The sequence below is a fragment of the Microbacterium arabinogalactanolyticum genome, from assembly GCF_030268005.1.
Lineage (GTDB): Bacteria > Actinomycetota > Actinomycetes > Actinomycetales > Microbacteriaceae > Microbacterium > Microbacterium arabinogalactanolyticum.
On sequence record NZ_BRZC01000007.1, the window covers coordinates 1175732 to 1202005 of the forward strand.

Below are 26274 nucleotides of genomic sequence, written 5' to 3' on the forward strand. Positions count from 1 at the left end.
CTGCAGCCGGCGCAGATCAGGACCGCGATGCGGCGCGGCGGTCCTGATCGGCCAGCTTCGAGAGCCGGGCGTTGTACTCCTCGAGTTCGGCGTCCCCGTCACGGTCGGCGGCGCGATCACTGCGGCGCTGCAGCCGGTCATCCGACCGCGACCACTGGATCGCGACCGTGATCGCGAGGATCAGGGTGGGGATCTCGCCCACCGACCAGGCGATGCCGCCGCCGATGTACTGATCCTCCATGGGCGTCGGGCCCCAGGTGCGGCCCATCGAGCCGAACCATTCGGCGACCATGAGCCCGTTCTGCATCATCAGCGCCATGCCGAAGAACGCGTGCATGGCCATCACGGCGATCAGGGTGATCAGGCGTCCCGCGTGCGGCAGGCGGTACGGCACCGGGTCGACGCCGACCAGCGACATCACGAACAGGTAGCCGGAGATGAGGAAGTGGATGACCATCCACTCGTGCCCGAGATGGTCGTACAGCGACCAGCGCACCAGGTCGGTGAAGTAGAAGGCCCACAGCGAGACGATGAAGATCGCGGCCGCGACGATCGGATGCGTGATCACCCGGGAGAACGGCGAGTGCACCGCCCACATGATCCACTCACGGGCGCCGCGGGTGCCGTCCTCGCGCTTGTGGATCGCGCGCAGCGCCAGCGTGATCGGCGCGCCGCTGACCAGCAGCAGCGGGATCGCCATGCTCAGCACCATGTGCCCGGCCATGTGCACGCTGAACAGGTACTCCTGGTACGCGTTGAGCGGGCCCGACGTGACCCACAGCAGCAGGAGCATCCCCGAGAGCCAGAAGATCGTGCGATGCACGGGCCAGGCGTCCCCGCGCCGGCGCAGGCGGACGACGCCGGCGATGTAGAAGAACACCGCGAAGCCGATCACGACCGCCCAGAGCACGTCGATGTCGTAGGAGGTGAACCAGCGGTCGAGCGTCAGCTCGGGAGGCAGGGGCGAATCGGTCAGCCGCTGAGCCGCGGTCGGATTGGCGGGGGCTTCCTCACCGACGGGCGGAGGCGTGCGTGCCAGCGCCGCGGCGGCGCCGGATGCCATACCCATCAGCAGCAGCTCGCCCAGGATGAGCGTCCAGAACGACCGCTTCTCGTCCGCGCCGCTGAACCGGGGGATGAGCCTGCGGCGGTACCACGCGCCGAACAGGCCCAGGCACAGCAGCAGGATCGCCTTGCCGAGCACGATCAGGCCGTAGGGCGAGAACAGCTCGCTCCAGCTGCCGAGGGCGACGACGGTGCGGGCGATGCCCGAGACGGCGACGACGATGAAGGCGATCAGCGCGATCGAGGAGTACCTCTCGACGAGGACCGGGAGGTCCAGGGCATCCGTCTTCTTCTTGCTCGTGGCCTTCGCGGCGCTGCGCAGGACGATCAGCAGCAGGATGCCGCCTACCCAGGCGGCGGCCCCGAGCGTGTGCAGCAGGATCGCGTTGACCGCGATGTTGTGGCCCTCCACGTCGCCGGAGTGCCCCTGCGTCGCAAGCGGGAGGAAGGATGCCGCGGCGAGGCCGGCGGTGATGAGCGTGCCGGTCCAGCTGCGCCAGCCGAAGGCCAGCAGCGTGATCACGGCGCCCATCAGCACGGTGATCAGCCAGGCCTGACCCAGCGGGAGCGTGAGCAGGAACGTGCCGAGCTGCTCGCCGAAGGTGCGGTCGGCGGAGAGCTTGGGATTGAAGGCCGCGAGCAGCGTCATCCCGGCGGCGATCGCCGAGCTGACCGTGAAGATCGCCGCGCCCACGGATGCCGTGTCGAGAGCGATGTCGAAGGGGCGCGAACCGCTGCGCAGCCCGAACAGTGCGAGCACCAGGGAGCCCAACATGGCCGCGCCCGCGAGGTTCGCGATCAGCTTGACGGCCGGCAGCCCCCACATCACGATGGGCCCCGGATCCAGGAGCTTGGGCGGCACGGCGCCGCCGCCAACGACGAGCGCCGCGATCAGGCCGAACGCCGCGCCGGCGAGGAGGATCGCGAGGCCGACGAGACGGTACGACTTCACCCCTCCAGCCTACGGCGGTTGCCTGTGGACGAGGATCCGAAGCCGTACGTGCGGCACGCGGGCGTGCGTGCCCGGTGGCGCGGCATCGGCACACGCCGGGCACGCAGAAGGCCGCCCCCGCAGGGACGGCCTTCGTGGTGGTGCGGTCTTACTTGACAGCAGCCTTCAGCTTGGAGCCGGCGGTCACCTTGACGCGCTTGCCAGCGGGGATCTTGATCTCGGCGCCGGTCTGCGGGTTGCGGCCGGTGCGGGCGGCGGTGGCCACCTGCTCGAACGAGATCCAGCCCGGGATCGAGACCTTGCTGCCCTTGGCGACAGCGTCGGAGACGGTGCCGAACAGCGAGTCGAGGACGCGCGAAACAGTGGCCTGGCTCTCGCCGGTGGCGGAAGCGATGCTCGCGACGAGCTCGGTCTTGGTGATGGACTTGTCAGCCATGTCATCCTCCAGCGACGACGGTCCGTCGCATCGTGTTGATTTCGGAGTTCCCCCCGTCGGTCGATCGACCGCCTCGAATGTATCAACCACAACCGACAAAACCGCGTCATTTCGCGGGTTTTGGCATGTTTCTCGGCGTTTCCATTCACTTCAGTCACATCAGTCACAGGTTCGCGTGGTCACCGGCATCCGTCCGGCCCAGCCCCGCATCCGAAAACAGGAGAATCGCCCGGAACAGGAGAATCCCATGCAGCATCCTCATGTTTCGGGCGATTCTCCTGTTCCGGGCGACACGCACACCCGGGCACGGACTCCAGGTACGCGTAAGGGGCGAGGATCCGAAGACCCTCGCCCCTTTCAAGCGGATACTTACCAGCTCGACTTGGTGATACCGGGCAGCTCGCCGCGGTGCGCCATGTCACGGAAGCGGACACGCGAGATGCCGAACTTCGTGAGGACACCACGGGGGCGGCCGTCGATGGCGTCACGCGAACGCACGCGAACCGGCGACGCGTTGCGCGGCAGCTTCTGCAGGCCGATGCGGGCGGCCTCGCGGGCCTCATCGGTGGCGTTCGGGTCGACCAGGGTCTTCTTCAGCTCGGCACGACGCTCCGCGTAGCGGGCGACGATGACCTTGCGCTGCTCGTTCTTGGCGATCTTGCTCTTCTTGGCCATGTCTTAACGCTCCTCTCGGAATTCGACGTGCTTACGGACCACCGGGTCGTACTTCTTCAGCACGAGGCGGTCGGGGGTGTTGCGACGGTTCTTCTTGGTCACGTAGGTGTAACCGGTGCCTGCCGTCGAACGCAGCTTGATGATCGGACGGATGTCCTGAGCCTTCTTGGCCATTAGAGCTTCACACCCTTCGCCTGGAGGTCCGCGACAACCTTCTCGATGCCACGAGCGTCGATCACCTTGATGCCCTTGGCGGACACGTTCAGCGTGATCTTGCGACCGAGCGACGGAACGAAGTAGGTCTTCTTCTGCACGTTCGGGTCGAAGCGGCGCTTCGTCCGGCGGTGCGAGTGCGAGACGTTGTGACCGAAGCCGGGAACAGCACCGGTCACCTGGCACACTGCTGCCATGTTGTGACTCCTTCTATACCGTGAGGCCGGACGGCCTCACCCAAGATCCCTTGTCTGCATCCCACCCTCGAACACGGCCACAGAGCCGGGAGGAAGGAGTGGGACACGAACTGCGCACAGGAGTGTGCACAGACAAGGAGTCAGCTTACCAGAACCGGATCACTTCTCCGAACCGGCCACCATGCCCTTGATGAAGTACTTCTGCAGCACCAGATAGACGATCAGCACCGGCAGGGCGGAGAGCAGGGATGCCGCCGCAGCGGCGCCCACGTCGCTCGAGGTGGTGGAGAAGAACGTCGCGGTCGCCGGCGCGATCGTGCGCATCTCCGGGCTGCGCATCAGGTAGACGCTCAGTGCGTAGTCGTTCCACACGTTCACGCTGGTGAGGATCACGACCGTGGCGGTGACCGGCTTGAGCATCGGGACCACCACGCGGAACAGCACCTGCACGGCGTTCGCGCCGTCGACCGACGCGGCCTCCTCGATCGAGATCGGCAGCCCGCGCATGAACGCGGTGTACAGGAAGATCGCCAGCGGCAGCTGCGTGGCGGTCATCACCAGGATCGTGCCCCAGTAGGTGTTGATGGCGTGCCACTGGCTCATCATCGAGTACAGCGGCACGAGGATCGACAGCGGCGGGATCATGATGAGTCCCACCACGCCGGCCAGGACCAGCTTGTTGCCGATCGTGGGGCGCCGCGCCAGCGGGTAGGCGGCGAGGGCACCGAGCACGCACACGAGCACGGTGGCGCCGAGAGTGACGATCGCGCTGTTGCCGATCGCACGCAGGATGCCGCCCTGCTCGATCGCGGTGGCGAAGTTCTGCCAGTGGATGCCGGTGAACGGCGGCAGCCACTGCGAGGACAGGTCGCTGCGCGCCTTCATCGCCGAGGTGACGGTGATGTAGAACGGCAGCAGCTGCAGCACCACCGCGAGCAGCACGCCCGCCCCGATCGCGAGGCGCGCGGGCCACGGCGAGCGCGGGGCGGATGCCGTGCGCCGGGCGTCGCCGGTGACCACGGATGCCGTGCTCGTCGCGCTCACAGCTGCTCCAGCCTTCGCCGGTTGAGCGCGGTGTTCAGCACGAGGGTGAACACCGCGATGATCAGGAACAGCACCACGCCCATCGCCGAGGCGTAGCCGGCGCGCTGACTGCCGAAGTACATCTTGGCGATCAGCGTCGACACGGAGTTCGTGGAGTACCCGGGCCCGCCGGCCGTGAGCACCTGGATCACGTCGAACAGCTTCATGCCGCCGATCAGATTGAGCACGATGCTCGTCGCGAACGCCGGCTGCAGCATCGGGAGCGTGATGCTGCGGAACGACTGCGCGGCATTGGCGCCGTCGAGTCGCGCGGCCTCGTAGTACATGGTGGGGATCGACTGCAGGCCCGCGAGGTAGATCACCATCGAGATGCCGACGAACTGCAGCGAGTTCACCACCACGATCAGCGCGATCGCCGTGCCGGAATCGCTGAGCCACGCGGTGCGCTCACCGCCGAGCGCGATGACCAGGTCGTTGAGCCCGCCGCCGTTGTAGGCGAGGAACAGGTAGTACATCGTGCCCATCACGATCGGCGAGACGAGCACCGGCAGGTAGATGATCGCCCGGGCGACGCCGCGCCCTCGCACGTGGCGGTCCAGTGCGAGCGCGAGCCCCAGTCCGATCACCTGCTGCAGAACGGTCGACCCGATGCCGTACAGAAAGGTGTTCCCGAGCGCGGTGCGGAAGTTCGGATCCTCGAACAGCCGCAGATAGTTCGCGGGGCCGACGAAGGACCGGTCGGGCGAGTAGCCGTCCCAGTTCGTCAGTGACAGCAGCACGCCGTTCAGCAGGGGCCACAGCATGAACACGCCGAGCACGGCGAGCGCAGGCAGGTACAGCAGGTTGAGGCCGCGGCTCGCGAAACGGGGGACCGACCCCTCGGTCCCCCGTCTCGGCCTGTGCACCGTCCTGACGGTGGTCGTCATCCGCGCAGCGAGTCGTAGCTCGACTTCATCTGCTTCACGGCATCCGCCGGAGTCATCTGCCCGGTGAGCACGCCGTCGGTGGTGGTGACCATGGTGTCCCAGATGCCGTTGGGCAGGTAGACGCGGTCGAAGTACGGCTTGAGCGGCAGCGTGCCCGGCTTGACGAACTGGTCGTAGCTGGCGGTGAGGACGCCCAGGTCGCTCTTCGCGTTCGTCAGGCCCGGGATGCCGCCGATCGAGCTGGCGAGCTCGGAGAGGTTGTCGGGCTGGGCGAGGTAGGCGAGGTAGTCCAGCGCCTGCTTCTTGTTCGGAGACGTCCTGGAGACGCCGTACGCACGGCCCTCGCCGCCGACCAGGAACGGCTTGCCGTCCTCGGAGGGGATCGGCATGTAGCCGAGGTCGGCCTTCGGGTCGAAGCCCAGGGCGGTGGCGACCAGGTAGTTCTGCACGAACACGAAGCCGGTCTTGCCCTCGGCGAGCGCACGCCCGAGGTCGTCGGTGGTGGCCGAGGAGTAGTCCGGGTTGATCCAGCCGTCCTTCTGCCAGGTGGAGAGGTGCTCGAGGATGCGGGTGTATCCGGCCTCATCGAAGGTGCCGTCCTTGAACCCGTCCAGCGCCTTCTCGCTGAAGTCACCCGAGCCGATGAAGTCGGTGATGTTGCCCGCGAACCAGCTGTCCTTGCCGGATGACGAGACGGGGGTCACCCCGGCATCCTTCAGCGTCTTCAGTGCCGTCTCGAAGGCGGTCCAGTCCGTGAGCGTCGTCGGGTCGATGCCGGCGTCCTTCAGCACGGTGCGGTTGTAGACGATGCCGGCGACGTCGGTGTCGATCGGCAGCGCGAAGAACTGTCCGTCGGAGTTCTGCATCGCCGGGGCCAGGGCCTTGTTGAAGTCCTTCGCCCAGGACTGGTCGTCCAGCGGCTCGAGGAACTTGCTGTACCGCAGCAGGGACCACCCGTGCGTGGCCCAGATGTCCGGGACGTCGTTCGACGAGAGCCGCACCTTGATGTCGTCCTCGTAGGTGTCGGTGGACGGGACCAGCTCGATCCTGACCCCCGGGTTGTCCTTCTCGTAGGCGTCGGTGATCTTCTTCAGCACCTTCAGCGAGGGGTCGGTCGCGCCGAAGTTGGTCTGCATCTCGATCTTGACGTCACCTCCGGTGCCACCGGAGTCGCCCGAGCATCCGCTCAGGGCGAGAGCCGCGGTCGTGGCGACCGCCGCGCCCGCCAGGAGCCGCTTCGAATTCAGGGATGTCTTCATGTCTGGTCCTCACTGTCCTCGGCGTCGCTGTCGATGGCGGAAAAAACTGATGCGCATTCGTCCTGTTCGTGATACGTTACCCGCGTAGATCACTGGGGTACAGGGGGTCTCGGAATCGTTCTGAGGGGCACGATTCCGGGGCCTCCTTTCATGTTGACACCCGTAGACCCGCGATGGAAGACTCGGGCGCATGGCGTTCACCTTGGGGATCGTCGGCGCGGGCCAGTTCGCCGGCCAGTTCGCGACGCTCTTCCACCATCATCCCGGCGTGTCCGCGGTGCACATCACCGATGTGATCCCCGCGCGGGCCGATGAGCTCGTGCGCGCCGCAGGCCTGGCCGGCACCTTCGCCTCGTTCGAGGAGATGATCGCCTCGCCCGCGATCGACGCCGTCGCCATCTTCACGCAGCGCTGGACGCACGGGCCGCTCGTCGTCAGAGCGCTGCGCGCGGGCAAGCACGTCTACTCCGCGGTGCCGATGGCGATCTCGGTCGACGAGATCGGCGCCATCATCGAGGCGGTCCGCGAGACCGGGCTGACCTACATGATGGGCGAGACCAGCTACTACAACCCGTCCACCGTGTTCGCCCGCCAGAAGCTCGCCGAGGGCGCCTTCGGCCGGCTCTTCTACGGCGAGGGCGACTACGTGCACGACATGGACCTCGGCTTCTACGAGGCGTACCAGTACTCGGGCGGCGAGAACTGGAAGGCCACCGCCAGCTACCCGCCGCTGCTCTACCCGACCCACTCGATCGGCGGGGTGCTCGGCGCCTGGCCCACCCACGCCACGGCGGTCTCGGCCATCGGCGTCGTGGATCAGCGCGGCGACGGGGTGTTCGACCGCGCGGTGAGCCAGTTCGACAACGACTTCTCCAACGCGACCGCGCTGTTCGAGCTCGCCGCGGGCGGATCGATGCGCGTCAACGAGTTCCGCCGCGTCGGCTACCCCTCGCACCTGCGCGAGTCGCGGTTCCGCTGGTTCGGCACCGAGGGCTCGTTCGAGCAGCTGGCGCTCACCACGGTGTGGCAGGACAAGACCGGCGTGGAGGACATCTCGCACCTCATCGACACGCACGCGTCGGTGGCGCACGACGATCCGTCGCTCGCGCACGTGGCCCCCGCGCTGCGCGACGCGTTCGTGTCCGGCTACGCCGCGATCCACGAGGCCGAGCGCGCCCGCATCCCCGCGGAGCTCATCCCCTTGCACAACGGTCACGAGGGCAGTCACCATTTCCTCGTGGATGATTTCGTGCGGGCCGTGAACGAGAACACGCTGCCGCCGGTGAACGCCTGGCAGGCGGCCCGGTTCACCCTTCCCGGCGTGATCGCGCACGAGTCCGCCCGTCGCGGCGGGGAGCGCCTCACGATCCCCGACATGGGAGACGCGGATGCCCGCTGAGCGCCGCTCGCGCTCGGTGACCCGCGCCGACGTGGCCCGCTACGCCGGCGTGAGCACGGCGGTAGTCAGCTACGTGCTCAACGACGGACCGAAGGCTGTCGCCCCGCTCACGAAGGAGCGGGTGCTCGACGCCGTGCGGGTGCTGGGCTACCGCCCGAACGCCGCCGCCCGCGCGCTGTCGATGGGCTCGGCCGACATGTTCGGCCTGCTCGTGCATGACAACCGAAGCCCGTTCTTCGCCGAGCTCTGCCATGCGCTCGACCAGGCGACGGCGGATGCCGGCCGGTCGCTGCTGATCGTGAACTCCGACCGCACGCAGACCTCCACGTCCGAGCAGATCCGCGACCTGCTGTCACGCCAGATCGGCGGGCTGATCATCGCCGATGTGCTCACCGCGGGCGAGCAGTCGCTGGTGGAGTCGCTCGGCATCCCCGCCGTCGTGATCGGGCAGTTCGGCGAGACCGACGGTCTGCACAGCGTCGGAGTGGACTTCTCAGTGGGTGCCCGCGAGGCGACCGAGCACCTGATCGGACACGGCTACCGCGAGATCGCGTTCGCCGGCAGCGCGGCCCGGTACGACGCGCGCGAGCGCGGCTGGCGCGAGGCGCTCACCTCCGCGCACCTGCCACTGGGCCCGCTGGTGCACACCCCGTTCACCTATCAGGGCGGGTACGACGCGGCCGTGGAGCTGCTCGACGGGGCGTCACGGCCCCGGGCGGTGCTGGCGGCATCCGATCAGATCGCGATCGGCATGCTCGCCGCCTTCGGCGAGCGCGGCGTCCGCGTGCCCGACGACATCGCGATCGTGTCCTTCGACGGCACCGTCGTCGCCGACTTCGTGTGGCCGCGGCTCACCACGGCGGTGCAGCCGCTGGAGCAGATGGCGGATGCCGCGGTGCGGCTGCTCCTGGAGCCGGATGCCGTGCGCGATCACCGCGCATTCCGTACGCGGCTGCGCATCCGCGAGTCCTGCGGCTGCACGGCATCCGCCTGACCGGCCCTCCCGCGCCAGCGCCCCGCGCCCGAACTCCACTCAGGCGACGGGATCGCCGAGCTCGTCCAGCAGAGCGGCGGCCTCTGCCGCGCCGCGTCCCCACCGGAACGGCGACACGGTCGGGTCGCCCGAGATCCAGAACCGCCACGGGAACGCGCTCGTGCCCGCGACGCCGGCCACACCGACGCGCGGGCCGGCGGCCACATCCGTCAACGGCTCGTCGGGGAGCAGCAGTCGGGCGACGGCCCCGTTCAGCTCGGCACCGGACACGAAGTCGATGCCGTCGTGCAGCGCATGCCGCAGGCCGACGGCCTGGCCCAGCCGCCCCGGACCGCGGGCGAGATCGCGCAGCGCCGTCCGTCCGAGCGGTGTCGCGACGCCGCGGCGCGCAGCCGCGGCATCCATCCCTCCGACCACCTCCCCGGCGCGCAGCAGCACACCGCCCGCCTCGCCCTCCGGGCCGCACACGACGTTGACGCAGGAGTGGATGCCATGGCTGAGGTACACGTAGAGGTGGCCTGGCTCGCCCCACATCGTGGCATTGCGCGCGGTCGGTCCCATCCGCGCATGCGAGCCGGGATCGGGCACGGCGCCGGTGCCCTTGCCGTGGTACGCCTCGACCTCGGTGATCCGCAGGCGGGTCTCGACGCCGTCGACGACGGTGACCAGCTGCGCGCCGAGCAGCCGCGGGGCCACGTCCACCGGCAGGTCGGCCAGCTCCGCGCGATCGGCGAGATGCGTCATGCCTCCTCCTCGGCGGTCGGCGCTGCGGACGCTCACGGGTGAGGCGCCTGCGCGCACCAGGAGATGTCGAAGCCGTTCAGCGTGGGCAGCTCCCGCTTGCCGTCGAGGTCGATCAGCTGCGTGTGCAGCGTGCCGGGCAGCGGCAGCAGCAGCTCGTCGTAGGGGTTGCTCGGCAAGTCGGGCGCGACCACCACGGCCGCGTACTGCCCGCTGGGCGACACGCACGTCTGCACGATGGCATCCGAGCCGCTGACCTCGGCGACGATCTTCGCGGTGCCCTTGTCGTCGACCCGCACGACGGCCTGGCCGGTGGGCATGCCGCCCTCGTCGCGCTGGGTGACGTGACGCACGGTGCCGCCGGGGAACGGCACGATCGCGTCGGCGTCGCCGTAGTCCGGAGTCGAGGCCGGCAGCGGCGTCTCCGACCCGTCGGTCAGGTCGACCTGCATGATGCTCCCGTCGGCCCGCTCGACGATGGCGGTGTAGGTGCCGCGGCTCACGCCGAGGATGCTGGCGGCGACGCCCATCGACTTCACCGCGCCGTCGGAGCGGACGTCCTGCAGACCCAGGGCGCCGTCGAAGTCGACGAACAGCAGCGACGAGGTGTCCGGCACGAACTGCCACTCTGCGACGCTGGCCTCCTTGCCGCCCACCTCCACGATGCGGGGCTTCCCCTTGCCGTTCAGCGACTGCGTGACCAGCACGCTCGCCCGTCCGGAGGTCTCCGTCAGGTCGCGGTCGGAGTAGCTGTAGCCGACGTAGCCACCGCGGTCGGAGAGCTGCACCGAGGACACGAAGCCGACGCCCGGGAGCTTCAGCTCGCGCTGATGGGAGCCGTCCAGATCCATGACCATCAGGCGCGAGCCGCCCTTCTCCTCGACGGCCACGACCAGGCTGTTCCCGCTGACGCGGTAGTCGTCGATGCGCGGGTGCTCGAACACCGGCTTCGCCCGCTCACCGGTGAGGTCGGTACTGAAGATCTTGTCGTCCTTGCCGCCGGGCGCTCGCTGCAGCAGCAGGATGCGGGATGCCGGAGTGCGGAACGTCGTCGCCAGGTCGGATGCCGGTCCGCCTCCGGCACCGACGACGCCGGACACCTTCACGGAGTACGTGGTGTCGTCGTTCAGCGCCGTGGTGAAGCGGATGCCGATGCTGCGCCCCGCCGCGTCGACGGTGAACGGGACAGCGGGCGTGACGCTGACCTGCTTCGCATCGAGCGAGTCGACCCGCTGGTTCAGCGTGAGAGTGAGGCGGCTGCCCGACGTCTGGATCGCCTGCGCCGCGTTCACGGACGTCGACGAGATCCGCGGACCCTGGGTGAGGCTGACGACGCCGAGCGCCGCCACCACCAGGGCGAGCACGCCGAGCACCGAGAACAGCGCGAGGGCGAAGCGGCGGCTGCGAGGCTGGGTTGCGGCCCGAGTCGACTCGGACTCGGGCGCGAGCGCCGTGTGCGTCGAGCGGCGCCCGCGGACGGGGCCCGGCACACCAGGCTCCCGGGGCTCGGGCTCGGGGACGGCGAGGCCGGTGGTGATGGGCGACGTCGGAGCGGGGATCGCGGGAAGCGGATGCCGGTCGGCGGGCGCGTCCTCGGACGCGTTCTCGGCGGCAACGGGATCAGCGGGCCCCAGATCGGGGGCCCACACGCCAGATTCCGGACGAATCCCACGAATCGGTCCGACATCCGGCGTGTCGGCCTCCGGAGTGTGACCGGGCAGGTCGGGTGCGTCGGTGGTCGCGGGCGCCGGATGCGGCTGTTCCGGATGCTGCGAGGCGGGAGCCGGCCACGCGGGGCGTGGGACGATCCCTGGAGCGGGTACGGGATGCCGGATGGTGGGCGGCGCAGCCGGAGATGCGGCGGTCGCCTCTTCAGTCGTCTCGGCATGCCGGGACTCCTCTGCGCGGGCTGCCGTGCCATCCGGATCGCCCTCGGAGCGCTCGGCAGCGGAGGGCTCGGCCGCGCCGGCGGCCTCCGCGTCCTGAGCAGCTTCAGCGGCCTCTGCCGCGGCACGCAGCGCACGCAGCTGGGCCCGGGTGAGCGGAGCCTCGCCGTCAGTACTCATAGGGGTCCTTCGGCTCGGCGACCTTCTTCACCGACGTCGGCTCGATGCGCAGGGTGCCGTCTGCCTCCGCGCGCACGGTGCCCGTGACCTCGATCCACTGGCCGGTCGAGTACTTGCCGGCCACACCGCCGACAGGGACGGTGGCGGGCTGCGCGTCGATCACGCAGTGCGTGATGATCATGCGGGTGAGACCGGCCTCTCCGCCCTTGCCAGGCGTGACGAAGCCGGTCAGGGTCACGGAGGCGCCGTCGTACTCCTCGGGGCGGGTCGAGGTGGCGAACGCGCTCGCCCAATCGCCGACGCCGAACGTCGTGGTGTCCGCGACGCCGAGCGTCACGTCATCCGCGCCCGCGAAGAGCACCGGGGTCTCCCCCGCCCGCGACACCGCCAGCTGGGCGGAGAGGGATGCCGGTGGCAGCAGCAGCGCGGCGAGCACGACAGCCGACGACACGATGCCGCCGGCCACGACGCCCGCCGTCTGCAGCACCCGGCGGCGATGCGCCGCAGCATCCGGACCCGAGGCTCCGTGAGTGTGGTCGTGGTCGCCCTCCACGCCGAGCGGCAGGGTGCACGACCAGATCGCAGCGGCGAGCATCACAACCGCCGCCAGGCACGCGAACCACACCGTGTCGGGGCTGATGTACATCGTCAGCCGGCCGGCGACGGCGAGCCCGAGCGTCACGACCGCGACCACGGTCGCAAGGCCCAGCCCGAGCCAGCGAGAGGCCAGGGCGTGCAGGCGACGGGGCTCGGCCACGTGATCAGCCAAAGACGTTCACCCCGATCCCGATGGCGCAGGCGCTGAGGACGACCAGGCCCACGAGGCCGGCCAGCACGCGCGCGACGAACGTCGTGCGCAGCAGGGCGAGCATCTTCACGTCGACCAGCGGTCCGACCAGCAGGAAGGCGATGATCGCGCCCGACGAGAACGTCGACGCGAACGACAGCGCGAAGAACGCGTCCACGTTCGAGCAGATCGCCACGGTCATCGCCAGCGCCACCATCGCCAGGATCGACAGCACGGGGTTCGACCCGATCGCCAGCAGCACGTCGCGGGGGACGAGCACCTGCACGGCCCCGGCCAGCGCCGAGCCGATCACGAGAGCCGGCATGACGGCGCGCAGCTCGACCAGGAACTGGATCAGGCTGCGCCGCGTCGGCGAACCGGGCTCATGCACAACCTGCTCGCAGGTCTCCACGAACCGCTCCGTGAGCAGCGACTGCGGGTCGGGGTGGCGGCTGTAGATCCAGCCGATCAGGTTCGCGATCAGGTAGCCGCCCACGAGGCGCGCGATCAGGATGCCGCCGTCCCAGCCGAACGCCGCATGCGTGGTGAGGATCACGATCGGGTTCACGATGGGAGCCGCCACGAGGAAGGTCAGCGCCTCGGCCGGTGCCAGCCCGCGCATCATCAGTCCACGGGCGAAAGGCACGTTGCCGCACTCGCACACGGGGATGAACATGCCCAGCAGCGACAGCACCGCGCGACGCACCCAGGCGTTCTGGGGCAGCCAGCGCTGCACGGCATCCGCGGGCAGCCACACCTGCACCACGATCGACAGCACCACGCCGAGGATCACCCACGGCAGCGCCTCGATCAGCACGCTGAGCGTGAGGGTGAGCCCGTCCTGAGCGCGGTCAGGCAGCGCCTTCGTGAACAGATTCGGCACGAAGACGTCGATGAGCACGAGCACCGCGAGGATGCCGACCCCGATCCCGATCGCCCGTCCCGTGGGGACGCGTCGGGGCGGATGCCGATGGGCGTGCACCGCACCGGAGGATGCCGTCTCCGGCATCCGGGACGGGGCTGAGGTCACTCGCCCGCTCCTGCGGGCTCTGTCTCGCTCGCGAGCCGGGCTGCGCATTCCGCGCACAGGCCGAAGATGTCGACGACGTGCTCGGCCTGCGTGAAGCCGTAGGCGGCGGCGGTGCGCTGCGCCCACTGCTCGACGTCCTTGGCCTCGATCTCGACGGCGCGTCCGCAGGACCGGCAGATCAGGTGATGGTGGTGCCCCTGAGTCGAGCAGGCGCGGTACAGCGCCTCGCCCTCGGGGCTCTGCAGGGAGTCGGCCTCACCGGATGCCGCGAGCCCGGCGAGCGCCCGGTACACGGTGGCCAGGCCGATGCCGGTGTTGGCCTGTCGCAGATCGGCGTGCAGGGTCTGCGCGCTCACGAAACCGCGCGCGTCGGTGAGCGCATCGCGCACGCGCTCCCGCTGCCAGGTGTTCCGCTGAGCCATGCCTCGAGTCTAGGCCGGGCGCCTGTGAGCGGAGCCTCAGTCCTTCCGGAGCAGGTGGATGAACGCCGGATCGACGTGGAACGTCACTTCGCCGGTGTCCGCGTTCACCCGTGCCTTCACCGCAAGGCTGCGAGTGAACCGGTTGCCCGACGAGACGCCGACCCGGTAGCCGGACGCATACACGTCCAGGTCTTCGATGTACTCGGTCATGAGACCTCCTCGACTGGGAGGATATCGGCCGTGCGGTGAGCGGACCGGGGCATCCGCAGCACGCAGCGGTCAGGCGCGAGCGGTCTCGTCCTCTTCGAGCTCGGCCTCTTCGACGTCGTCCTCGTCGGAGTCGTCCGCCTCGTCCTCGATCAGTTCGTCGAGTTCCGTCTCCAGGGCGTCGTCGGGCTCGGCATCCGCCTCGACCTCGGGCGCGGTGGCGTCCGGCGCCGGAGCGGATGCCGGCTTCGCCAGCACGCCCTCGGGACGGATCAGCTCGCGCACCTCGGCCATGAAGCTGTTCAGCTGCTGCTGCTGCCAGCGCAGCTGGCGGGTGCGGTCCTCGGCATCGCGCAGTGCGGCGGTGGCGTGGCCGGTGACCGAGTCGATGATCTTCTGCGCCTTGGCGCGGGCGCGGTCGAGGGTCTCGCGCGAGCGCACCTGCGCCTCGGCCTCGATGGCCTGCGCCTGGCTGCGCATCAGGCGCTCGTAGTCCTCGGCCTTCGCCGAGATGCGCTGCGCGTGCTCGAGCGACGCCGCCACCTGCTCGTTGGCGTCGGTGGTGATGCGCTCGGCGTGCGCGACGGCCTGGTTGTGCAGCACCAGGAACTCCTGCTGCGCGTCGTCCTGACGGCGGGTGAGGGTCTCCTCGAACTCCAGCACGCGCGCGTTCATCTCGCGGACCTCGCGCTCGGCATCCGATCTCTGATCGGTGGTCTCGCGGGTGACCATGGCGCGCAGCGCGGCCGCGCCCTTCTCGGCCTCGGTGCGCACGGTCGCGGCCTCGCGCTCCGCCTGCGTGACCTTCTCGGCCGCGTGGGAGGACTCCCGCTCGAGGCGCGCCTGGTGCGCGGTCAGCTCGGTGTCGATCTTCAGCCGCACCTGGTCCGCGTCGTGCTCGGCCTGCGCGGTGATGCGGGCGACGTCGGCGGCGAGCTCGGCCCGCTTGGACTCCGCCTCCTCGCGTGCGGCCTGCAGCAGGCGCTCGGCCTGGGTGGCGGCGTTGTGGATCAGCACGCTCGCCTGGTCCTCGGCCACGCGCAGCACGGCCTCGAACTGCTGGCGGCTCTGCGGCTCGTCGGCGCCCTTGGGCGCATCGCTCAGCTCGGTCGCAAGGGTGCTCACCTGCGCGGCGGCATCCTCCGCCTGCGCCCTGGCGGCGGCGAGCTCGTCCTCCAGCCGGGCCAGGCGGGCGTCGTTGCCGGCGACGGCGTCGGCGAGCGCACGCGCATGGTCGGCGCGCAGCGCCTCGAGCGCGTCGCGGTGGCGGGAATCCGCGGTCTCCCGGTCGGCGCTGAGGCGGGCGACCTGGTCGCGCAGGGTCGCGAGGGCGGCATCCACTTCGGCCTTGTCGTAACCGCGGAACGCCTGCGTGAACGACGCATGCTCCTTGCCGGGGGCGGAGGTCAGCAGCTGGTCGAAGAAGTCGCCACTCTGCGCATTGTCGGACTCGTGCGTCTCGCTCACCGGACGTCACCCTTTCTGAAGCAGTCGTTCCCCCGCGTCAATGATGGCATCCCGCCCCTTCCGCCGATGTCATGATTCCTCGCGTTCGCGCCCTGTTCCCGGACGTGTCAGGAGCGGATGCCGGCGATGATCGCGTCGACGGCGGATGCCGCCAGGCGGCGCTGCTCGGATGCCGGCACGGCGGCCAGCGGACCGTGCAGGCAGAGCTCGGCGAACCCGTGCACGGTCGCCCAGCACGACCAGGCCGCGGAGGTCGCGTCGTCCGCGGCGACCTCGCCCGCCTGCACCAGGTCGGAGAGCGCGTCGGCGAGAGCACGGAACGCCGGGGTCGCGGCGACGTCGCCCGGTCCGAGTCGGCGCCCGCCGAAGAACGCGACCGAGAACCACCCGGGCTCGGCCAGCGCGAAGTCGACGTACGCCAGGCCGACGGTGCGCAGGCGCCCCGCGGCATCGGCATCCGGCACCGGTGTCATTCCCTCGGCCACGCGGGTGAGGATCGCGGCGGCCACGGCCTCGCGGAGCCCATCCAGGTTCGGGAAGTGCCGGTAGGCGGCGTTCGGCGAGACGCCGGCGCGGCGGGTGACCTCGCGCAGGGTGAGCGCCTCGAGGCCGCCCCCGCGGGTCAGTTCGAGACCGGCGTCGACCAGTGCGGCCGCAAGGTCGCCGTGATGATAGGCCAACCCCTTGTCCTCCCGCCGACGGATGTGTACGGTGTGAACATATCAGATGTGGACGCCGTGAACATAGGAGTGATCATGACCGCACTGCCCCCTGTCGTCGATGAGCCGACCTGGCGCGAGGCGCTGGCCGAGCTGCGCGTGCGCGAGAAGGCCGCCACCCGCGAGCTCGACGCCATCGCCGCGGCCCGCCGCCGCCTGCCGGCCGTGAAGCTTCCCGAGTACCGGCTGACCGCCGAAGACGGCTCGACCGTCACGCTCGCTGAGGTGTTCGACGGCAGGAGCCAGCTGGTCACGTACCACCACATGTGGAGCGACGGGAACCGCTGGCAGTGCCCCGGATGCACCGGCGCCACGGCATCCTGGACCCGCCCCGACCTGCTCTCGGAGCTGGACGTGCGGTTCGTGATCGTCACGAACGGGCCGATGGACGAGGTGCTCGCGTACAAGAAGCGCGTCGGGAACCAGATGACCTGGTTCTCGTCCGCCGGCAGCACCTTCGGCGCCGACGTCGACGCGGGCCCCGGCGAGGGCTTCGCCTACAACGTCTTCCTGCGCGACGGCGACGACGTCTACCGCACCTGGACCACGACCGGGCGCGGCGCCGAGCAGTTCATGCTGTCGTTCGCGATCGCGGATGTGCTGCCCTACGGGCGTCAGGAGGAGTGGCAGGACGTCCCCGAGGGCTGGCCCCAGGAGGAGACGTACAGGCGCTGGCTCTCTTCGAAGGATGTCGCGGCGATGTACGGCGACCCGGACGCCTGAGCCTGCACCCGCCTCCGCACCCGCGTCAGGCGAGACGCCGCACGCGGGTGCGGAGGCGCTGCACTCCCCAGCATCCGAGATAGATGAGGAACGAGATCGTCGTGATGTAGGGGCTGACCGGCAGGCTTCCCGCCAGTGCGAGCAGGATGCCGCCCACCGCCGACACGAACCCGAACAGTGCGGCCAGCAGCGGCACGGCCACCGGCCCCGCCGACACGCGCATGGCGGCGGCCGCGGGCGTGACGAGCAGCGCGAGCACGAGCAGCGCGCCGATGATGTGCACACTCACGGCCACGATCAGCCCGAGCAGCACCATGAACAGCAGGCTGACGGCGCGCACCGGCACGCCGCGCGCGGCGGCGGACTCCGGGTCGAGGGAGTCGAAGCGCAGCGGATGCCACATCAGCAGCAGTCCGACGAGCACCGCCAGGCTGATGCCGATCAGCCAGCCCAGGTCGGGGCTGGAGACCGCGACGATCTGCCCGGTGAGCAGTCCGAAGCGATTGGCCGTGCGCCCCTGCACCAGGGAGAGGAACAGGATGCCCAGGCCCAGGCCGAAGGGCATGAGCACGCCCACGATCGAATTGCGGTCCCGCGCGCGGGAACCGAGGATGCCGATCAGCATGGCCGCCACGAGCGCCCCGCCGATCGAGCCCAGCACGACGCTCCCGCCGAACAGCAGAGCCGCCGCGGCGCCCGCGAACGAGAGCTCGCTCACGCCGTGCACCGCGAAGGCCAGGTCCCGCTGCATGACGAAGACGCCGATCAGCCCGCCGACGATGCCGAGCACGGCGCCGGCGATCAGCGAGTTGGTCAGGAGCACGAGCAGGTCGCCGTAGTCCTGGAACGAGAAGATGTCGCCCCAGTCGAGCATCGGGATCATGCCGCACCTCCCGACACGGGCTCTTCGTGGTCATGGTCGTGATGCGGCTCGGCATCCGGCACACCGACCACCACGAGCCGCCCGCCGGTGCGCATCACGAACACCGGCGTGCCGTACAGCGCGCTGAGCACGCTGGTCTGCAGCACCTCGTCCGGTGTGCCCAGCACGAACCGGCCGCCCGCGATGTAGAGGATGCGGTCGACCATGCCGAGGATGGGATTGACGTCATGCGTGACGAACAGCACGGCGGCCCCGCGCTCGTGGCGCTGCCTGTCGATGATCTCGGTGATGCCTCGCTGGTTGGCCAGGTCGAGGTTCGACAGCGGCTCGTCGCAGAGCAGCAGCATGGGCTGGTCGGCGAGCGCCTGCCCGACCCTCAGCCGCTGCTGCTCGCCACCCGAGAGCAGGCCCACTCGGCGATCGGCGTAGTGCGCGGCCCCCACGCCCTCGAGCAGGGCGTCGACACGCGCCCGATCGTCGCGGCGAGGGATGGGAAGCCCGAACCGCGTCCCCGTCACGCCCAGGGCGATCAGGTCTCGCGCCCGCATGCTCGTGTCCGGGGGCAGCGGACGCTGCTGGGGCACGTAGCCGATGCGGGAGTCACCCCGTCGCGCTGGCGTCCCGCCGACGCGGATGCTGCCGGCCGACAGCGACTGGAGACCGAGGATGCTGCGCAGCAGGGTGGTCTTGCCGGAACCGGACGGGCCGAGAACCGCGATGAACTCCCCCGGCTGCACCTCCAGGTCGAGCCCCGCCCACAGCTCTCGGCCACCGCGATGCAGCGCGGCGGCCGAGATGCCGAGTACGGGTGCTCCCGGTGCGGCCGCGCCCGAGGCGCCGGCCGCTGCGGAAGCGCGGCTCATCGGTGGAGAGCGGCGGCGAGGTCCGTGATCGCGGCGTGCATCCACTCAGCGTACGTCTGATCCGACTTCAGCAGCTCGCTGAAGGTCAGCACAGGCACCCCGGCAGCCTTCGCGGCCTGCTCGACCTTGTCGGTCTCGCCGCCACCGGTCTGCGCGTTCGCCAGCACGGCCTTGACCTCTCCGGAGGAGATCAGGCGCGTGGTCTCGAGCAGGATAGCCGGCGGCACGTCGTTGCCCTCCTCCACGGCGGATGCGAAGCCGTCGGGAGTCACATCGTCGAGCCCTGCGGCCGCCGCCAGCAGCCCGGGCAGAGGCTCGGTCATCACGACCTTCGTGCCCTCGAGCTCGGTGTGCAGCCCCTCCAGCTGGGTCTCGAAGCCGTTGAGCTCGCCGATGAACTTCTTCGACGCCGCCTCGTAGTCGGCCTTGCCTGCCGCGTCGAGCTTCACGAGATCGGTGGTGACCTGCTCCACGACGTGGGTGATGGTGTGCACGTCGAACCAGACGTGCTCGTTGAAGCCCTCGATGTGATCGTGACCGGCGTGGGCGTCATCCGCGTCGCCGTGATCGTCGTGCTCGTCGCCGTGGTCGTCGTGCGCGTCGCCGGTGGGCTCGGGCGTGGATGCGTCGTCGTGCTCGTGGGGGTCGCCCGGGTAGTCGTGGGAGAACTCGGCCGCGACGATGACGGGCGCGTCCGAGCCCTCACGCAGGGTCTCCATGAACGAGTCGTAGCCCCCGCCGTTCTCGACGATCAGGTCGGCCTTCTGCACGGCGAGCCGATCGCGGGCGGTGGCCTCGTAGGAGTGCGGATCCTTGGCGGCGTCATCGATCAGGCTGGTGACGTCGGCGCGGTCACCGGCGATCTGCCGCACGATGTCGCCGTAGACGTTGGTGGACGCGACCACCTGGACCCGGCCGTCGCCGGACCCGCCGTCCTTCGATCCGTCGGCGGGACCGGCCGCGCAACCGGCGAGGACGAGCAGGGATGAGGCGGCGAGCGCCGCGGAGACCAGGATCTTTCGCATGCCCTCATGCTAATCGTTAATGAGAACCATTATCAACTTGAGGGAGTCGGCGACTTATTTTCCGCCCTGTCGCACTTTGATTCTTGCTGTCAGAATCAAAGTCTGCTCCCCCGAAGCAGCCCCGACGATCAGAGGAGATTGCCATGGCATCCGTCGCACACGTGCTTCTCGCCCACGCGCATCCCGACGACGAGAGCTGCGCGACCGGCGGCACCATCGCACGCCTCCTCGCCGAAGGACACGGCGTCACCGTCGTCACCTCGACCCAGGGTGAGCAGGGCCGGATCGCCGTCCCCGAGCTGCAGCATCTCTCCGCCGACGAGGACGATCAGCTCGGCCCGGAGCGCGCGCGGGAGCTCGGCGACGCCATGACCGCGCTCGGCGTCACGGATCACCGCTACCTGGGCGGGGCGGGTCGCTTCCGCGACTCCGGACGCATGGGCATCCCCGCGAACGACCGGTCCGACGCCTTCTGGCAGGCGGACCTCGACGAGGCGGGCCTGCTCATGGCGGAGATCATCCGTGAGACCAGGCCGACCGCCGTCATCACCTACGATCCGAACGGCGGCTACGGCCATCCGGACCACATCCAGACCCACCGCGTCACCATGCGCGGCATCGAGCTGGCCGCCGACGCGTCGGCCGCGTCCGACCTGCCGGTCTGGGACGTGCCGCTCGTGTACTGGACGGCCGTTCCGCGCGAGCTGATCGTGGCGGACCTCACCGAGCTGGCCGGGCACGCCGAGGAGCTCGGCCTCTGGGTCGACCCCGACCCCGCCGAGTACCCCGACGGCGTGCACGACGACGACGAGATCGACGTCGAGTTCGATGTCTCCGCGCATCTCGCCGCGAAGACTGCCGCACTCGCCTGCCACCGGACCCAGCTCACCGTCAAGGGCGAGTGCTGGGTGCTCGCCTCGGGCCGGGGCATGCGCATCCAGGATCGCGAGTGGTTCATCCGCGTGAGGGGCGGGCGGCGCCGGACCCCCGGATACGAGAGCGAGCTGCTCCCGCAGCAGCCGACCACGGAACCGGAGGCCGGCTGATGTCCCGCTCCACCCTCGCCCTCGACGACCGCAGCACGCAGCGTGCGCGGGTGGTCGGCGCACTGCACGAACAGCGCAAGAGCCGCTCCGACCTGGTCGAGCAGTTCGGAGTGAGCTCCTCGCTGATCACCCGGCTCGTACGCGGGCTGATCGACGACGGCATCCTGCGCGAGGTCGGCGCTCAGGCGCAGGCCATCGGGCGTCCGCCGGTGCGCCTCGAGGTCGTCCGCGACCACGGCGCCCTGCTCGCGGTGTCCTGCACGGCCGAGGGGCTGCGTGCGCGCTGCGTCAACCTGCACGGCGGGATCATCGCGGAGACCAGCACCGATCCCGTCGCGGGGGTGGTGAGCCCGGAATCGATCGTCGAGACCGTCGCCCAGCTGATCGCTCGCACGCCGCGCGTGCTCGGCATCGGCGTGGCCGTGCCGGGCGTGGTCGATGCGGAGACCGGCGACGTCAGCGCCGCTCCCGACCTCGGCTGGACCACCGAGGTGCCGCTGCGCACGATGCTGCGGGAGCGGTTCGGCGTGGTCGTCACGATCGACAACGACGTGAACCTCATGATGGCCTCTGAGCGGCGCACCCTGGACGGTCGCGCAGCCCGCAACGCCGTCTACCTCTATCTCGGCGCCCGCGGCATCGGCGCGGGCATCATCGCCGCGGGGCGCCTGATCGAGGGCGACCACGGCGCGGCCGGCGAGATCGGCCTGTCGCCGTTGAGCGCGAACGACCGCACCGACTTCGAGGACACCACCTCCACCCTCGCCATCGCGGCTCGGCTGGAGGCCGCAGGTCATACGGGATCCGAGCCCGCGGTGGATCGACTGCTCGCCCTCGCGGATGCCGGCGACCCGGCCGCCGTGCGCATCCGCGCCGACGTGCTGACGGCGTTCTCGCACGCGATCGCCGTGATCACCGCGCTCCTCGACCCGCACGTCATCCTGCTGGGCGGCCATGCCCGGGCGTTCCGCGAGGCGGAGCACCGCGAGATGCTCCAGCCCCTGCGTGGCGAGCTCCCGTTCGTCCCGGACGTGCGATCCGCCCATCCGAAGCCGGATGCCATCCTCGACGCCGCGCTCAACCGCTGCTGGCAGCAGCTTCTGGCCGGAGGTCTATGAGCATCCATCCCACCCGCACCGATCACCACCCCACCCGCGGCACCCGCCGCATCACTTCGACGAGGAAGAACATGAAGGCACACATCACGCGCCGCCGTCTGGCGGCATTCGCAACATTCGCCACCGCCGGAGCCCTGCTGCTGAGCGGCTGCGCCGGCGACGTCGCCCCGCCCAAGAGCGAGGCGCCCACCGACGGCGGCTCGAAGGTCACGCCCAGCGAGAGCCTGACGATCTACACGGGTCGCGACAAGGACGAGGTCGCCTGGGTCGTCTCGGAGTTCGAGAAGGCCAACCCCGACTACGCGGGCAAGGTCACCACCGTGATCGCCGGCGCCCAGGACAACCTCGACCGCATGCGCGCAGAGGCCGGCAACCCGCAGGCCGGCTTCCTCTGGGGCGGCACCCAGCAGCAGTTCGAGCAGGCGGCGAAGGAGGGCCTGCTGGCCGCCTACGAGCCGAAGAACGGCGACGCGGTCGACGCGAAGTACAAGGACCCGAAGAACCAGTGGATCGCGGAGATGCTGCTGCCCGAGGTCATCATCTACAACTCCGACCTGCTGGACGAGAAGTCCGCGCCGCAGGACTGGGCCGACCTCGCCGAGCCGGAGTGGAAGGACAAGATCGTGATCCGCGACGTCATGCCCTCGGGCACGATGCGCACGATCTACGCCTCGATGGTCTACTCGGCTTTCGCGAAGGACAGCAAGCCCGACGCCGGCTACGACCTGCTGAAGAAGATCGACGCGAACACGGTGTCCTACGCCGCGACCCCGGACGACATGTACACCCAGCTCGATCAGGGCACCGGCCAGGTCACGGTCTGGAACATGCAGGACGCCCTGATCCAGCCGCTCAAGAACAACCGGCCGTGGGGCTACGTCATGCCGAAGTCGGGCGCTCCGGTGCTGGTGGACGGCGTGGGCATCATCAAGAACGAGAAGCAGCAGGCCGCCGCCCAGGCATTCATGGACTTCCTGATGGAGCCCAAGATGCAGGCCAAGCTCGCCACGGACTACTACCAGATCCCCGCGATGGACATCCCCAAGGCGGACCAGCCCGACTGGATGAAGGACTTCAAGCTCAAGGAGATGAAGATCGACTGGGCCGTGTTCGCGGAGCACCAGGACGAGTGGATGACGTACTGGGCCGACAACATCAAGGACAAGGGCTGATCTGACGCATGGTCTCGGTCACACTGCACCAGCTTCGCAAGTCGTTCGCACGCTCCGGCACCGTCGTCGACGGCATCGACCTGACGATCGCCGACGGGGAGTTCTTCACCCTGCTCGGGCCGTCGGGATGCGGAAAGTCGACGACGCTGCGGATGATCGCCGGGTTCGAGGAGCCTGACGATGGCACGATCCATTTCGACGACCGCGACGTGACGTACGCGCCGGCGAACAAGCGCGACGTGGGTCTGGTCTTCCAGAACTACGCGCTGTTCCCGCACATGTCCGTCACGCGCAACGTCGGCTTCGGGCTCGACGTGCGCAAGGTGCAGAAGGCCGAGGCCTCGCGTCGCATCAGCGACGTGCTGGCACAGGTGGGACTGTCCGCTCAGGCGGGCGCCCGCGTCGACGAGCTCTCGGGCGGGCAGCAGCAGCGCGTCGCGCTCGCCCGGGCGCTCGTCTTCCGCCCTCAGCTGCTGCTGCTGGACGAGCCGATGTCCAATCTCGACGCCAAGCTGCGCCTCGAGATGCGCGGGGCGCTGCGCGACCTGCATGCCGAGACCGGGATCACATCGGTCTACGTCACGCACGACCAGGCGGAGGCGCTCGCGATGTCGACCCGCATCGCGGTGATGAACACTGCGGTCGTGCACCAGGTCGGCACGCCCGACGAGGTGTACAGCCGTCCGCGGACCGCGTTCGTCGCCGGATTCCTCGGGCGCAACAACCTCCTGCCCGCGACCGTGCGCCGAGTGGACGGCGGGCGCGCCTCTCTCGAGCTCGCCGACGGCAGCGCGCTGGAGGTGCTCGTCGAGAACGCGGCGCCGGGAGTCTCGTTCGAACCCGGCTCCGCCCTGATCGCCACGGTCCGCGCGGAGAGCCTGCGCCCGGCGGCATCCGGAGAGACCGGCAACGTCGTCTCCGGCACGGTCGCCGACATCGACTTCGTCGGGTACTCGCTGTCCTGCGAGCTCGACACTCCGCTCGGCCGCATCAAGGTCGACCTGACCGGCAGCCACGCCCGTCCGCAGCGCGGCGACGCCCTGCGCGTCGTGCTGCCGGCGGATGCCGCGTACTGCGTTCCGGCGGAGCAGTGATGACGACGCTGACGAACGCGCAGCGGGTCACCGGCCCGTCGAAGCGCCCGCCGTGGATCCGGCGCCGCTGGTCCACCGTGCTCACGCTCATCCTGCTGATGGTCGTGCTGCTCGGCTATGTGATCGGACCCATGATCGCCACTGCCCGGCGCAGCGTCTCCCAGGACAAGGCCGCGGTGCTGGGCTTCTCGTTCAAGGCGTGGAGCGACTTCTTCGCCAATCCCACGCAGACGTCCGCCATCGGCGGGTCGATCGTGCTCTCGCTGCTGTCCGTGCTGTGCGCGGGCCTGCTCGGGACCCTGGTCGCGATCCTGCTCACCCGGTGGGAGTTCCCCGGCCGCCGCATCTGCCAGGTGCTGGCGCTGCTGCCGATCGCGCTGCCTCCGCTGATGGGCGTGTGGTCGTTCAAGCTGCTCTTCGGCGTCGGCGGGCGCATCCCGTTCGCCATGCAGGAGTGGTTCGGCCTGGACCAGAAGATGTTCTGGCTGCAGGGGCTGGCCGGCGTCCTCATCGTGCACGCCATGACGATGTACCCCTACTTCTTCCTCACCGTCTCCGCGGCGCTCTCCAACGCCGACGCGTCGCTGGAGGAGGCGGCCGAGTCGATGGGCGCGGGCAGGGCCCGGGTCTGGGCCAAGGTGGTGCTGCCGATGCTCACCCCGGCGCTGGTCGCCGGGTCGCTGATCACGTTCATGTCGGCGATGTCGTCGTACACGGCCCCGCTGCTGTTCCAGTACACCGACGTCATGACCCAGCAGATCGTGATCGCGAAGACCAACGGCGACATGCGGCTGGCGTCGATCATCTCCACCACGCTCGCGGTCATCTCCATCGTGTTCCTCGCGATCATCCGCTCCTACGAGCAGCGCAAGGTCTACCGCACGCAGTCCAAGGGCGGCGGGCGCAAGCGCTCGACCGTCACCTCCACCCCGGTGAAGGTGCTGCTGTTCGTGATCGCCGTGCCCACGACGGTGTTCCTCGTGCTGCCGATCATCATGATCGCGGTGCTCTCGTTCACCGCGAAGGGTGGGTGGCTGCGCAGCGTGCTGCCCACCGGCTACACCCTCGACTGGTGGGCCCAGCTCTTCGACGGTGCCGAGTTCTGGCGTCCGGTGACCAATTCCCTGCTGATGAGCGTGATCGCCGTCGGCGGTGCGATGATCCTCGGCGCGGGTGCCGCGTACGTGATGAGCCGCATGCACTTCCGCGGCAAGCTCGCGCTGGACATCGCGATCATGCTGCCCTGGGCACTGCCCGGCACCGTCGTCGCGATCAACCTGATCACGGCGTTCTCCAGCCCCTCGCCGTTCGCGTTCGGTCAGGTGCTCGTGGGCACGTTCGCCATCCTTCCGCTGGCGTACTTCGTGAGGTTCAATCCGCTGATCTTCCGGTCCACGTTCGCGTCGTTCTCGCAGCTCGACCCGAACCTCGAGGACGCCGCTCGCAGCCTCGGCGCCAGCTGGTGGTACGCCTTCCGCCGGGTGGTGCTGCCCCTGATCTCGCGTGGCATCATGGCCGGCGCTCTGCTCGCGTTCGTCGACGGAGTCGGCGAGTTCGTGGCCAGCATCCTGATCTACACCCCCGCCTGGGTGCCCCTGTCGATCGCGATCAACAACGAGAACTATCAGGGCAACATCGGCACCGGATCGGTGTACGGCATGATCCAGGTGCTCCTGGTCCTCGGCGTGCTGATCGTCACCCGCCGCATGGAGGCGAAGCAGGCGCTCGCCCCCGCCCTCTGACACATCCCC

The 26274-nt window shown here is 69.6% G+C and carries 27 protein-coding genes; 8 read left to right on the forward strand and 19 right to left on the reverse strand.

The window, feature by feature from the left end:
• Positions 1-16: 16 nt before the first annotated feature.
• The 8 genes from MIAR_RS17100 to MIAR_RS17135 all read right to left on the reverse strand — a co-directional run bounded on the left by MIAR_RS17100 (position 17) and on the right by MIAR_RS17135 (position 6767).
• Positions 17-2017 carry a bifunctional copper resistance protein CopD/cytochrome c oxidase assembly protein gene (locus MIAR_RS17100; protein ID WP_285638348.1) on the reverse strand — a complete coding sequence of 667 codons (2001 nt, stop codon included), beginning with the start codon at positions 2015-2017 and terminating at the stop codon, positions 17-19.
• A gap of 148 nt (positions 2018-2165) precedes the next feature.
• A complete protein-coding gene (locus MIAR_RS17105) occupies positions 2166-2453 on the reverse strand; it encodes an HU family DNA-binding protein (RefSeq protein WP_285638350.1) in 288 nt (95 codons plus the stop codon).
• Positions 2454-2822: 369 nt separating this feature from the next.
• Entirely contained in the window at positions 2823-3128 is a 306-nt protein-coding gene (gene rpsN, locus MIAR_RS17110; protein WP_285638352.1) for a 30S ribosomal protein S14, read from the reverse strand.
• 3 nt (positions 3129-3131) lie between these two features.
• Positions 3132-3302, reverse strand: a complete 171-nt coding sequence (gene rpmG, locus MIAR_RS17115; RefSeq protein WP_045250846.1) for a 50S ribosomal protein L33 — start codon at positions 3300-3302, stop codon at positions 3132-3134.
• Entirely contained in the window at positions 3302-3538 is a 237-nt protein-coding gene (gene rpmB, locus MIAR_RS17120) for a 50S ribosomal protein L28 (RefSeq protein WP_285638363.1), read from the reverse strand. The genes rpmG and rpmB overlap by 1 nt, the downstream gene beginning before the upstream one ends.
• 159 nt (positions 3539-3697) lie before the next feature.
• Positions 3698-4582, reverse strand: a complete 885-nt coding sequence (locus tag MIAR_RS17125; RefSeq protein ID WP_285638365.1) for a carbohydrate ABC transporter permease — start codon at positions 4580-4582, stop codon at positions 3698-3700.
• Positions 4579-5508, reverse strand: coding sequence for a carbohydrate ABC transporter permease (locus tag MIAR_RS17130; RefSeq protein WP_285638366.1), 930 nt, complete (start codon positions 5506-5508; stop codon positions 4579-4581). Before MIAR_RS17130 ends, MIAR_RS17125 begins: the two co-directional genes overlap by 4 nt.
• Positions 5505-6767, reverse strand: a complete 1263-nt coding sequence (locus MIAR_RS17135; RefSeq protein ID WP_285638368.1) for an ABC transporter substrate-binding protein — start codon at positions 6765-6767, stop codon at positions 5505-5507. Before MIAR_RS17135 ends, MIAR_RS17130 begins: the two co-directional genes overlap by 4 nt.
• A gap of 190 nt (positions 6768-6957) precedes the next feature.
• Here MIAR_RS17135 and MIAR_RS17140 point away from each other — a divergent pair, with 190 nt between their 5' ends.
• Both MIAR_RS17140 and MIAR_RS17145 read left to right on the forward strand, forming a co-directional pair.
• Positions 6958-8166, forward strand: a complete 1209-nt coding sequence (locus tag MIAR_RS17140; RefSeq protein WP_285638370.1) for a Gfo/Idh/MocA family protein — start codon at positions 6958-6960, stop codon at positions 8164-8166.
• On the forward strand, positions 8156-9160 hold the full coding sequence (locus MIAR_RS17145; protein ID WP_285638372.1) for a LacI family DNA-binding transcriptional regulator: 1005 nt from the start codon (positions 8156-8158) through the stop codon (positions 9158-9160). Before MIAR_RS17140 ends, MIAR_RS17145 begins: the two co-directional genes overlap by 11 nt.
• A 39-nt stretch (positions 9161-9199) precedes the next feature.
• Here MIAR_RS17145 and MIAR_RS17150 read toward each other — a convergent pair whose 3' ends face one another.
• The 8 genes from MIAR_RS17150 to MIAR_RS17185 all read right to left on the reverse strand — a co-directional run bounded on the left by MIAR_RS17150 (position 9200) and on the right by MIAR_RS17185 (position 16560).
• Entirely contained in the window at positions 9200-9904 is a 705-nt protein-coding gene (locus MIAR_RS17150) for a DNA-3-methyladenine glycosylase (protein WP_285638373.1), read from the reverse strand.
• A gap of 32 nt (positions 9905-9936) precedes the next feature.
• Complete coding sequence (locus MIAR_RS17155; protein ID WP_285638375.1) at positions 9937-11967, reverse strand: TolB-like translocation protein; 2031 nt, start codon at positions 11965-11967, stop codon at positions 9937-9939.
• Positions 11957-12724 (reverse strand): TIGR03943 family putative permease subunit, encoded by a 768-nt coding sequence (locus tag MIAR_RS17160; RefSeq protein WP_285638377.1) that lies wholly within the window; start codon positions 12722-12724, stop codon positions 11957-11959. The genes MIAR_RS17155 and MIAR_RS17160 overlap by 11 nt, the downstream gene beginning before the upstream one ends.
• 4 nt (positions 12725-12728) lie before the next feature.
• Positions 12729-13784 (reverse strand): permease, encoded by a 1056-nt coding sequence (locus tag MIAR_RS17165; protein WP_285638379.1) that lies wholly within the window; start codon positions 13782-13784, stop codon positions 12729-12731.
• On the reverse strand, positions 13781-14206 hold the full coding sequence (locus MIAR_RS17170; protein WP_285638381.1) for a Fur family transcriptional regulator: 426 nt from the start codon (positions 14204-14206) through the stop codon (positions 13781-13783). Before MIAR_RS17170 ends, MIAR_RS17165 begins: the two co-directional genes overlap by 4 nt.
• A gap of 36 nt (positions 14207-14242) precedes the next feature.
• Positions 14243-14416 carry a hypothetical protein gene (locus MIAR_RS17175; RefSeq protein ID WP_285638383.1) on the reverse strand — a complete coding sequence of 58 codons (174 nt, stop codon included), beginning with the start codon at positions 14414-14416 and terminating at the stop codon, positions 14243-14245.
• Between the two features lie 69 nt (positions 14417-14485).
• The gene (locus MIAR_RS17180) at positions 14486-15880 is read right to left on the reverse strand and encodes a DivIVA domain-containing protein (protein ID WP_285638385.1); all 1395 of its coding nucleotides are present in this window, start codon (positions 15878-15880) and stop codon (positions 14486-14488) included.
• A 107-nt stretch (positions 15881-15987) separates the two neighbouring features.
• A complete protein-coding gene (locus MIAR_RS17185; RefSeq protein WP_285638387.1) occupies positions 15988-16560 on the reverse strand; it encodes a TetR/AcrR family transcriptional regulator in 573 nt (190 codons plus the stop codon).
• A 75-nt stretch (positions 16561-16635) separates the two neighbouring features.
• Between MIAR_RS17185 and MIAR_RS17190 the strand changes: the two genes are divergently transcribed.
• Entirely contained in the window at positions 16636-17322 is a 687-nt protein-coding gene (locus MIAR_RS17190) for a DUF899 family protein (protein WP_285638390.1), read from the forward strand.
• Positions 17323-17347: 25 nt separating this feature from the next.
• On the opposite strand, the gene MIAR_RS17195 is transcribed toward MIAR_RS17190, so the two are convergent.
• Genes MIAR_RS17195 through MIAR_RS17205 form a run of 3 tightly spaced genes read right to left on the reverse strand, consistent with a single transcriptional unit; the run spans position 17348 to position 20093 of the window.
• Positions 17348-18205 carry a metal ABC transporter permease gene (locus MIAR_RS17195; RefSeq protein WP_285638392.1) on the reverse strand — a complete coding sequence of 286 codons (858 nt, stop codon included), beginning with the start codon at positions 18203-18205 and terminating at the stop codon, positions 17348-17350.
• Positions 18202-19068: a metal ABC transporter ATP-binding protein gene (locus MIAR_RS17200; RefSeq protein ID WP_285638394.1), complete on the reverse strand. Its 867-nt coding sequence runs from the start codon at positions 19066-19068 to the stop codon at positions 18202-18204. The genes MIAR_RS17195 and MIAR_RS17200 overlap by 4 nt, the downstream gene beginning before the upstream one ends.
• On the reverse strand, positions 19065-20093 hold the full coding sequence (locus MIAR_RS17205) for a metal ABC transporter solute-binding protein, Zn/Mn family (protein WP_285638396.1): 1029 nt from the start codon (positions 20091-20093) through the stop codon (positions 19065-19067). Before MIAR_RS17205 ends, MIAR_RS17200 begins: the two co-directional genes overlap by 4 nt.
• A gap of 143 nt (positions 20094-20236) precedes the next feature.
• Between MIAR_RS17205 and mshB the strand changes: the two genes are divergently transcribed.
• From mshB to MIAR_RS17230, 5 genes are read left to right on the forward strand one after another with little or no spacing between them, the layout of a single operon-like run.
• Positions 20237-21139, forward strand: a complete 903-nt coding sequence (gene mshB / locus MIAR_RS17210) for an N-acetyl-1-D-myo-inositol-2-amino-2-deoxy-alpha-D-glucopyranoside deacetylase (protein ID WP_285638398.1) — start codon at positions 20237-20239, stop codon at positions 21137-21139.
• Positions 21139-22257 (forward strand): ROK family protein, encoded by a 1119-nt coding sequence (locus MIAR_RS17215; RefSeq protein ID WP_285638401.1) that lies wholly within the window; start codon positions 21139-21141, stop codon positions 22255-22257. The genes mshB and MIAR_RS17215 overlap by 1 nt, the downstream gene beginning before the upstream one ends.
• Positions 22254-23429 carry an extracellular solute-binding protein gene (locus tag MIAR_RS17220; RefSeq protein ID WP_285638403.1) on the forward strand — a complete coding sequence of 392 codons (1176 nt, stop codon included), beginning with the start codon at positions 22254-22256 and terminating at the stop codon, positions 23427-23429. Before MIAR_RS17215 ends, MIAR_RS17220 begins: the two co-directional genes overlap by 4 nt.
• Positions 23430-23437: 8 nt before the next feature.
• Positions 23438-24523 carry an ABC transporter ATP-binding protein gene (locus MIAR_RS17225; protein WP_285638404.1) on the forward strand — a complete coding sequence of 362 codons (1086 nt, stop codon included), beginning with the start codon at positions 23438-23440 and terminating at the stop codon, positions 24521-24523.
• Positions 24523-26265, forward strand: a complete 1743-nt coding sequence (locus tag MIAR_RS17230) for an ABC transporter permease (protein WP_285638405.1) — start codon at positions 24523-24525, stop codon at positions 26263-26265. The genes MIAR_RS17225 and MIAR_RS17230 overlap by 1 nt, the downstream gene beginning before the upstream one ends.
• The last annotated feature ends 9 nt before the right edge of the window (positions 26266-26274 follow it).

Coding starts and splice junctions, on each gene's coding strand:
- MIAR_RS17105 (WP_285638350.1), bottom strand. CDS start 2,453: ATGGCTGACAAGTCCATCACCAAGACCGAGCTCGTCGCGAGCATCGCT.
- rpsN (WP_285638352.1), bottom strand. CDS start 3,128: ATGGCCAAGAAGAGCAAGATCGCCAAGAACGAGCAGCGCAAGGTCATC.
- rpmG (WP_045250846.1), bottom strand. CDS start 3,302: ATGGCCAAGAAGGCTCAGGACATCCGTCCGATCATCAAGCTGCGTTCG.
- rpmB (WP_285638363.1), bottom strand. CDS start 3,538: ATGGCAGCAGTGTGCCAGGTGACCGGTGCTGTTCCCGGCTTCGGTCAC.
- MIAR_RS17130 (WP_285638366.1), bottom strand. CDS start 5,508: ATGACGACCACCGTCAGGACGGTGCACAGGCCGAGACGGGGGACCGAG.
- MIAR_RS17135 (WP_285638368.1), bottom strand. CDS start 6,767: ATGAAGACATCCCTGAATTCGAAGCGGCTCCTGGCGGGCGCGGCGGTC.
- MIAR_RS17140 (WP_285638370.1), top strand. CDS start 6,958: ATGGCGTTCACCTTGGGGATCGTCGGCGCGGGCCAGTTCGCCGGCCAG.
- MIAR_RS17145 (WP_285638372.1), top strand. CDS start 8,156: ATGCCCGCTGAGCGCCGCTCGCGCTCGGTGACCCGCGCCGACGTGGCC.
- MIAR_RS17150 (WP_285638373.1), bottom strand. CDS start 9,904: ATGACGCATCTCGCCGATCGCGCGGAGCTGGCCGACCTGCCGGTGGAC.
- MIAR_RS17155 (WP_285638375.1), bottom strand. CDS start 11,967: ATGAGTACTGACGGCGAGGCTCCGCTCACCCGGGCCCAGCTGCGTGCG.
- MIAR_RS17170 (WP_285638381.1), bottom strand. CDS start 14,206: ATGGCTCAGCGGAACACCTGGCAGCGGGAGCGCGTGCGCGATGCGCTC.
- MIAR_RS17175 (WP_285638383.1), bottom strand. CDS start 14,416: ATGACCGAGTACATCGAAGACCTGGACGTGTATGCGTCCGGCTACCGG.
- MIAR_RS17190 (WP_285638390.1), top strand. CDS start 16,636: ATGACCGCACTGCCCCCTGTCGTCGATGAGCCGACCTGGCGCGAGGCG.
- MIAR_RS17195 (WP_285638392.1), bottom strand. CDS start 18,205: ATGATCCCGATGCTCGACTGGGGCGACATCTTCTCGTTCCAGGACTAC.
- MIAR_RS17200 (WP_285638394.1), bottom strand. CDS start 19,068: ATGAGCCGCGCTTCCGCAGCGGCCGGCGCCTCGGGCGCGGCCGCACCG.
- MIAR_RS17205 (WP_285638396.1), bottom strand. CDS start 20,093: ATGCGAAAGATCCTGGTCTCCGCGGCGCTCGCCGCCTCATCCCTGCTC.
- mshB (WP_285638398.1), top strand. CDS start 20,237: ATGGCATCCGTCGCACACGTGCTTCTCGCCCACGCGCATCCCGACGAC.
- MIAR_RS17215 (WP_285638401.1), top strand. CDS start 21,139: ATGTCCCGCTCCACCCTCGCCCTCGACGACCGCAGCACGCAGCGTGCG.
- MIAR_RS17220 (WP_285638403.1), top strand. CDS start 22,254: ATGAGCATCCATCCCACCCGCACCGATCACCACCCCACCCGCGGCACC.
- MIAR_RS17225 (WP_285638404.1), top strand. CDS start 23,438: ATGGTCTCGGTCACACTGCACCAGCTTCGCAAGTCGTTCGCACGCTCC.
- MIAR_RS17230 (WP_285638405.1), top strand. CDS start 24,523: ATGACGACGCTGACGAACGCGCAGCGGGTCACCGGCCCGTCGAAGCGC.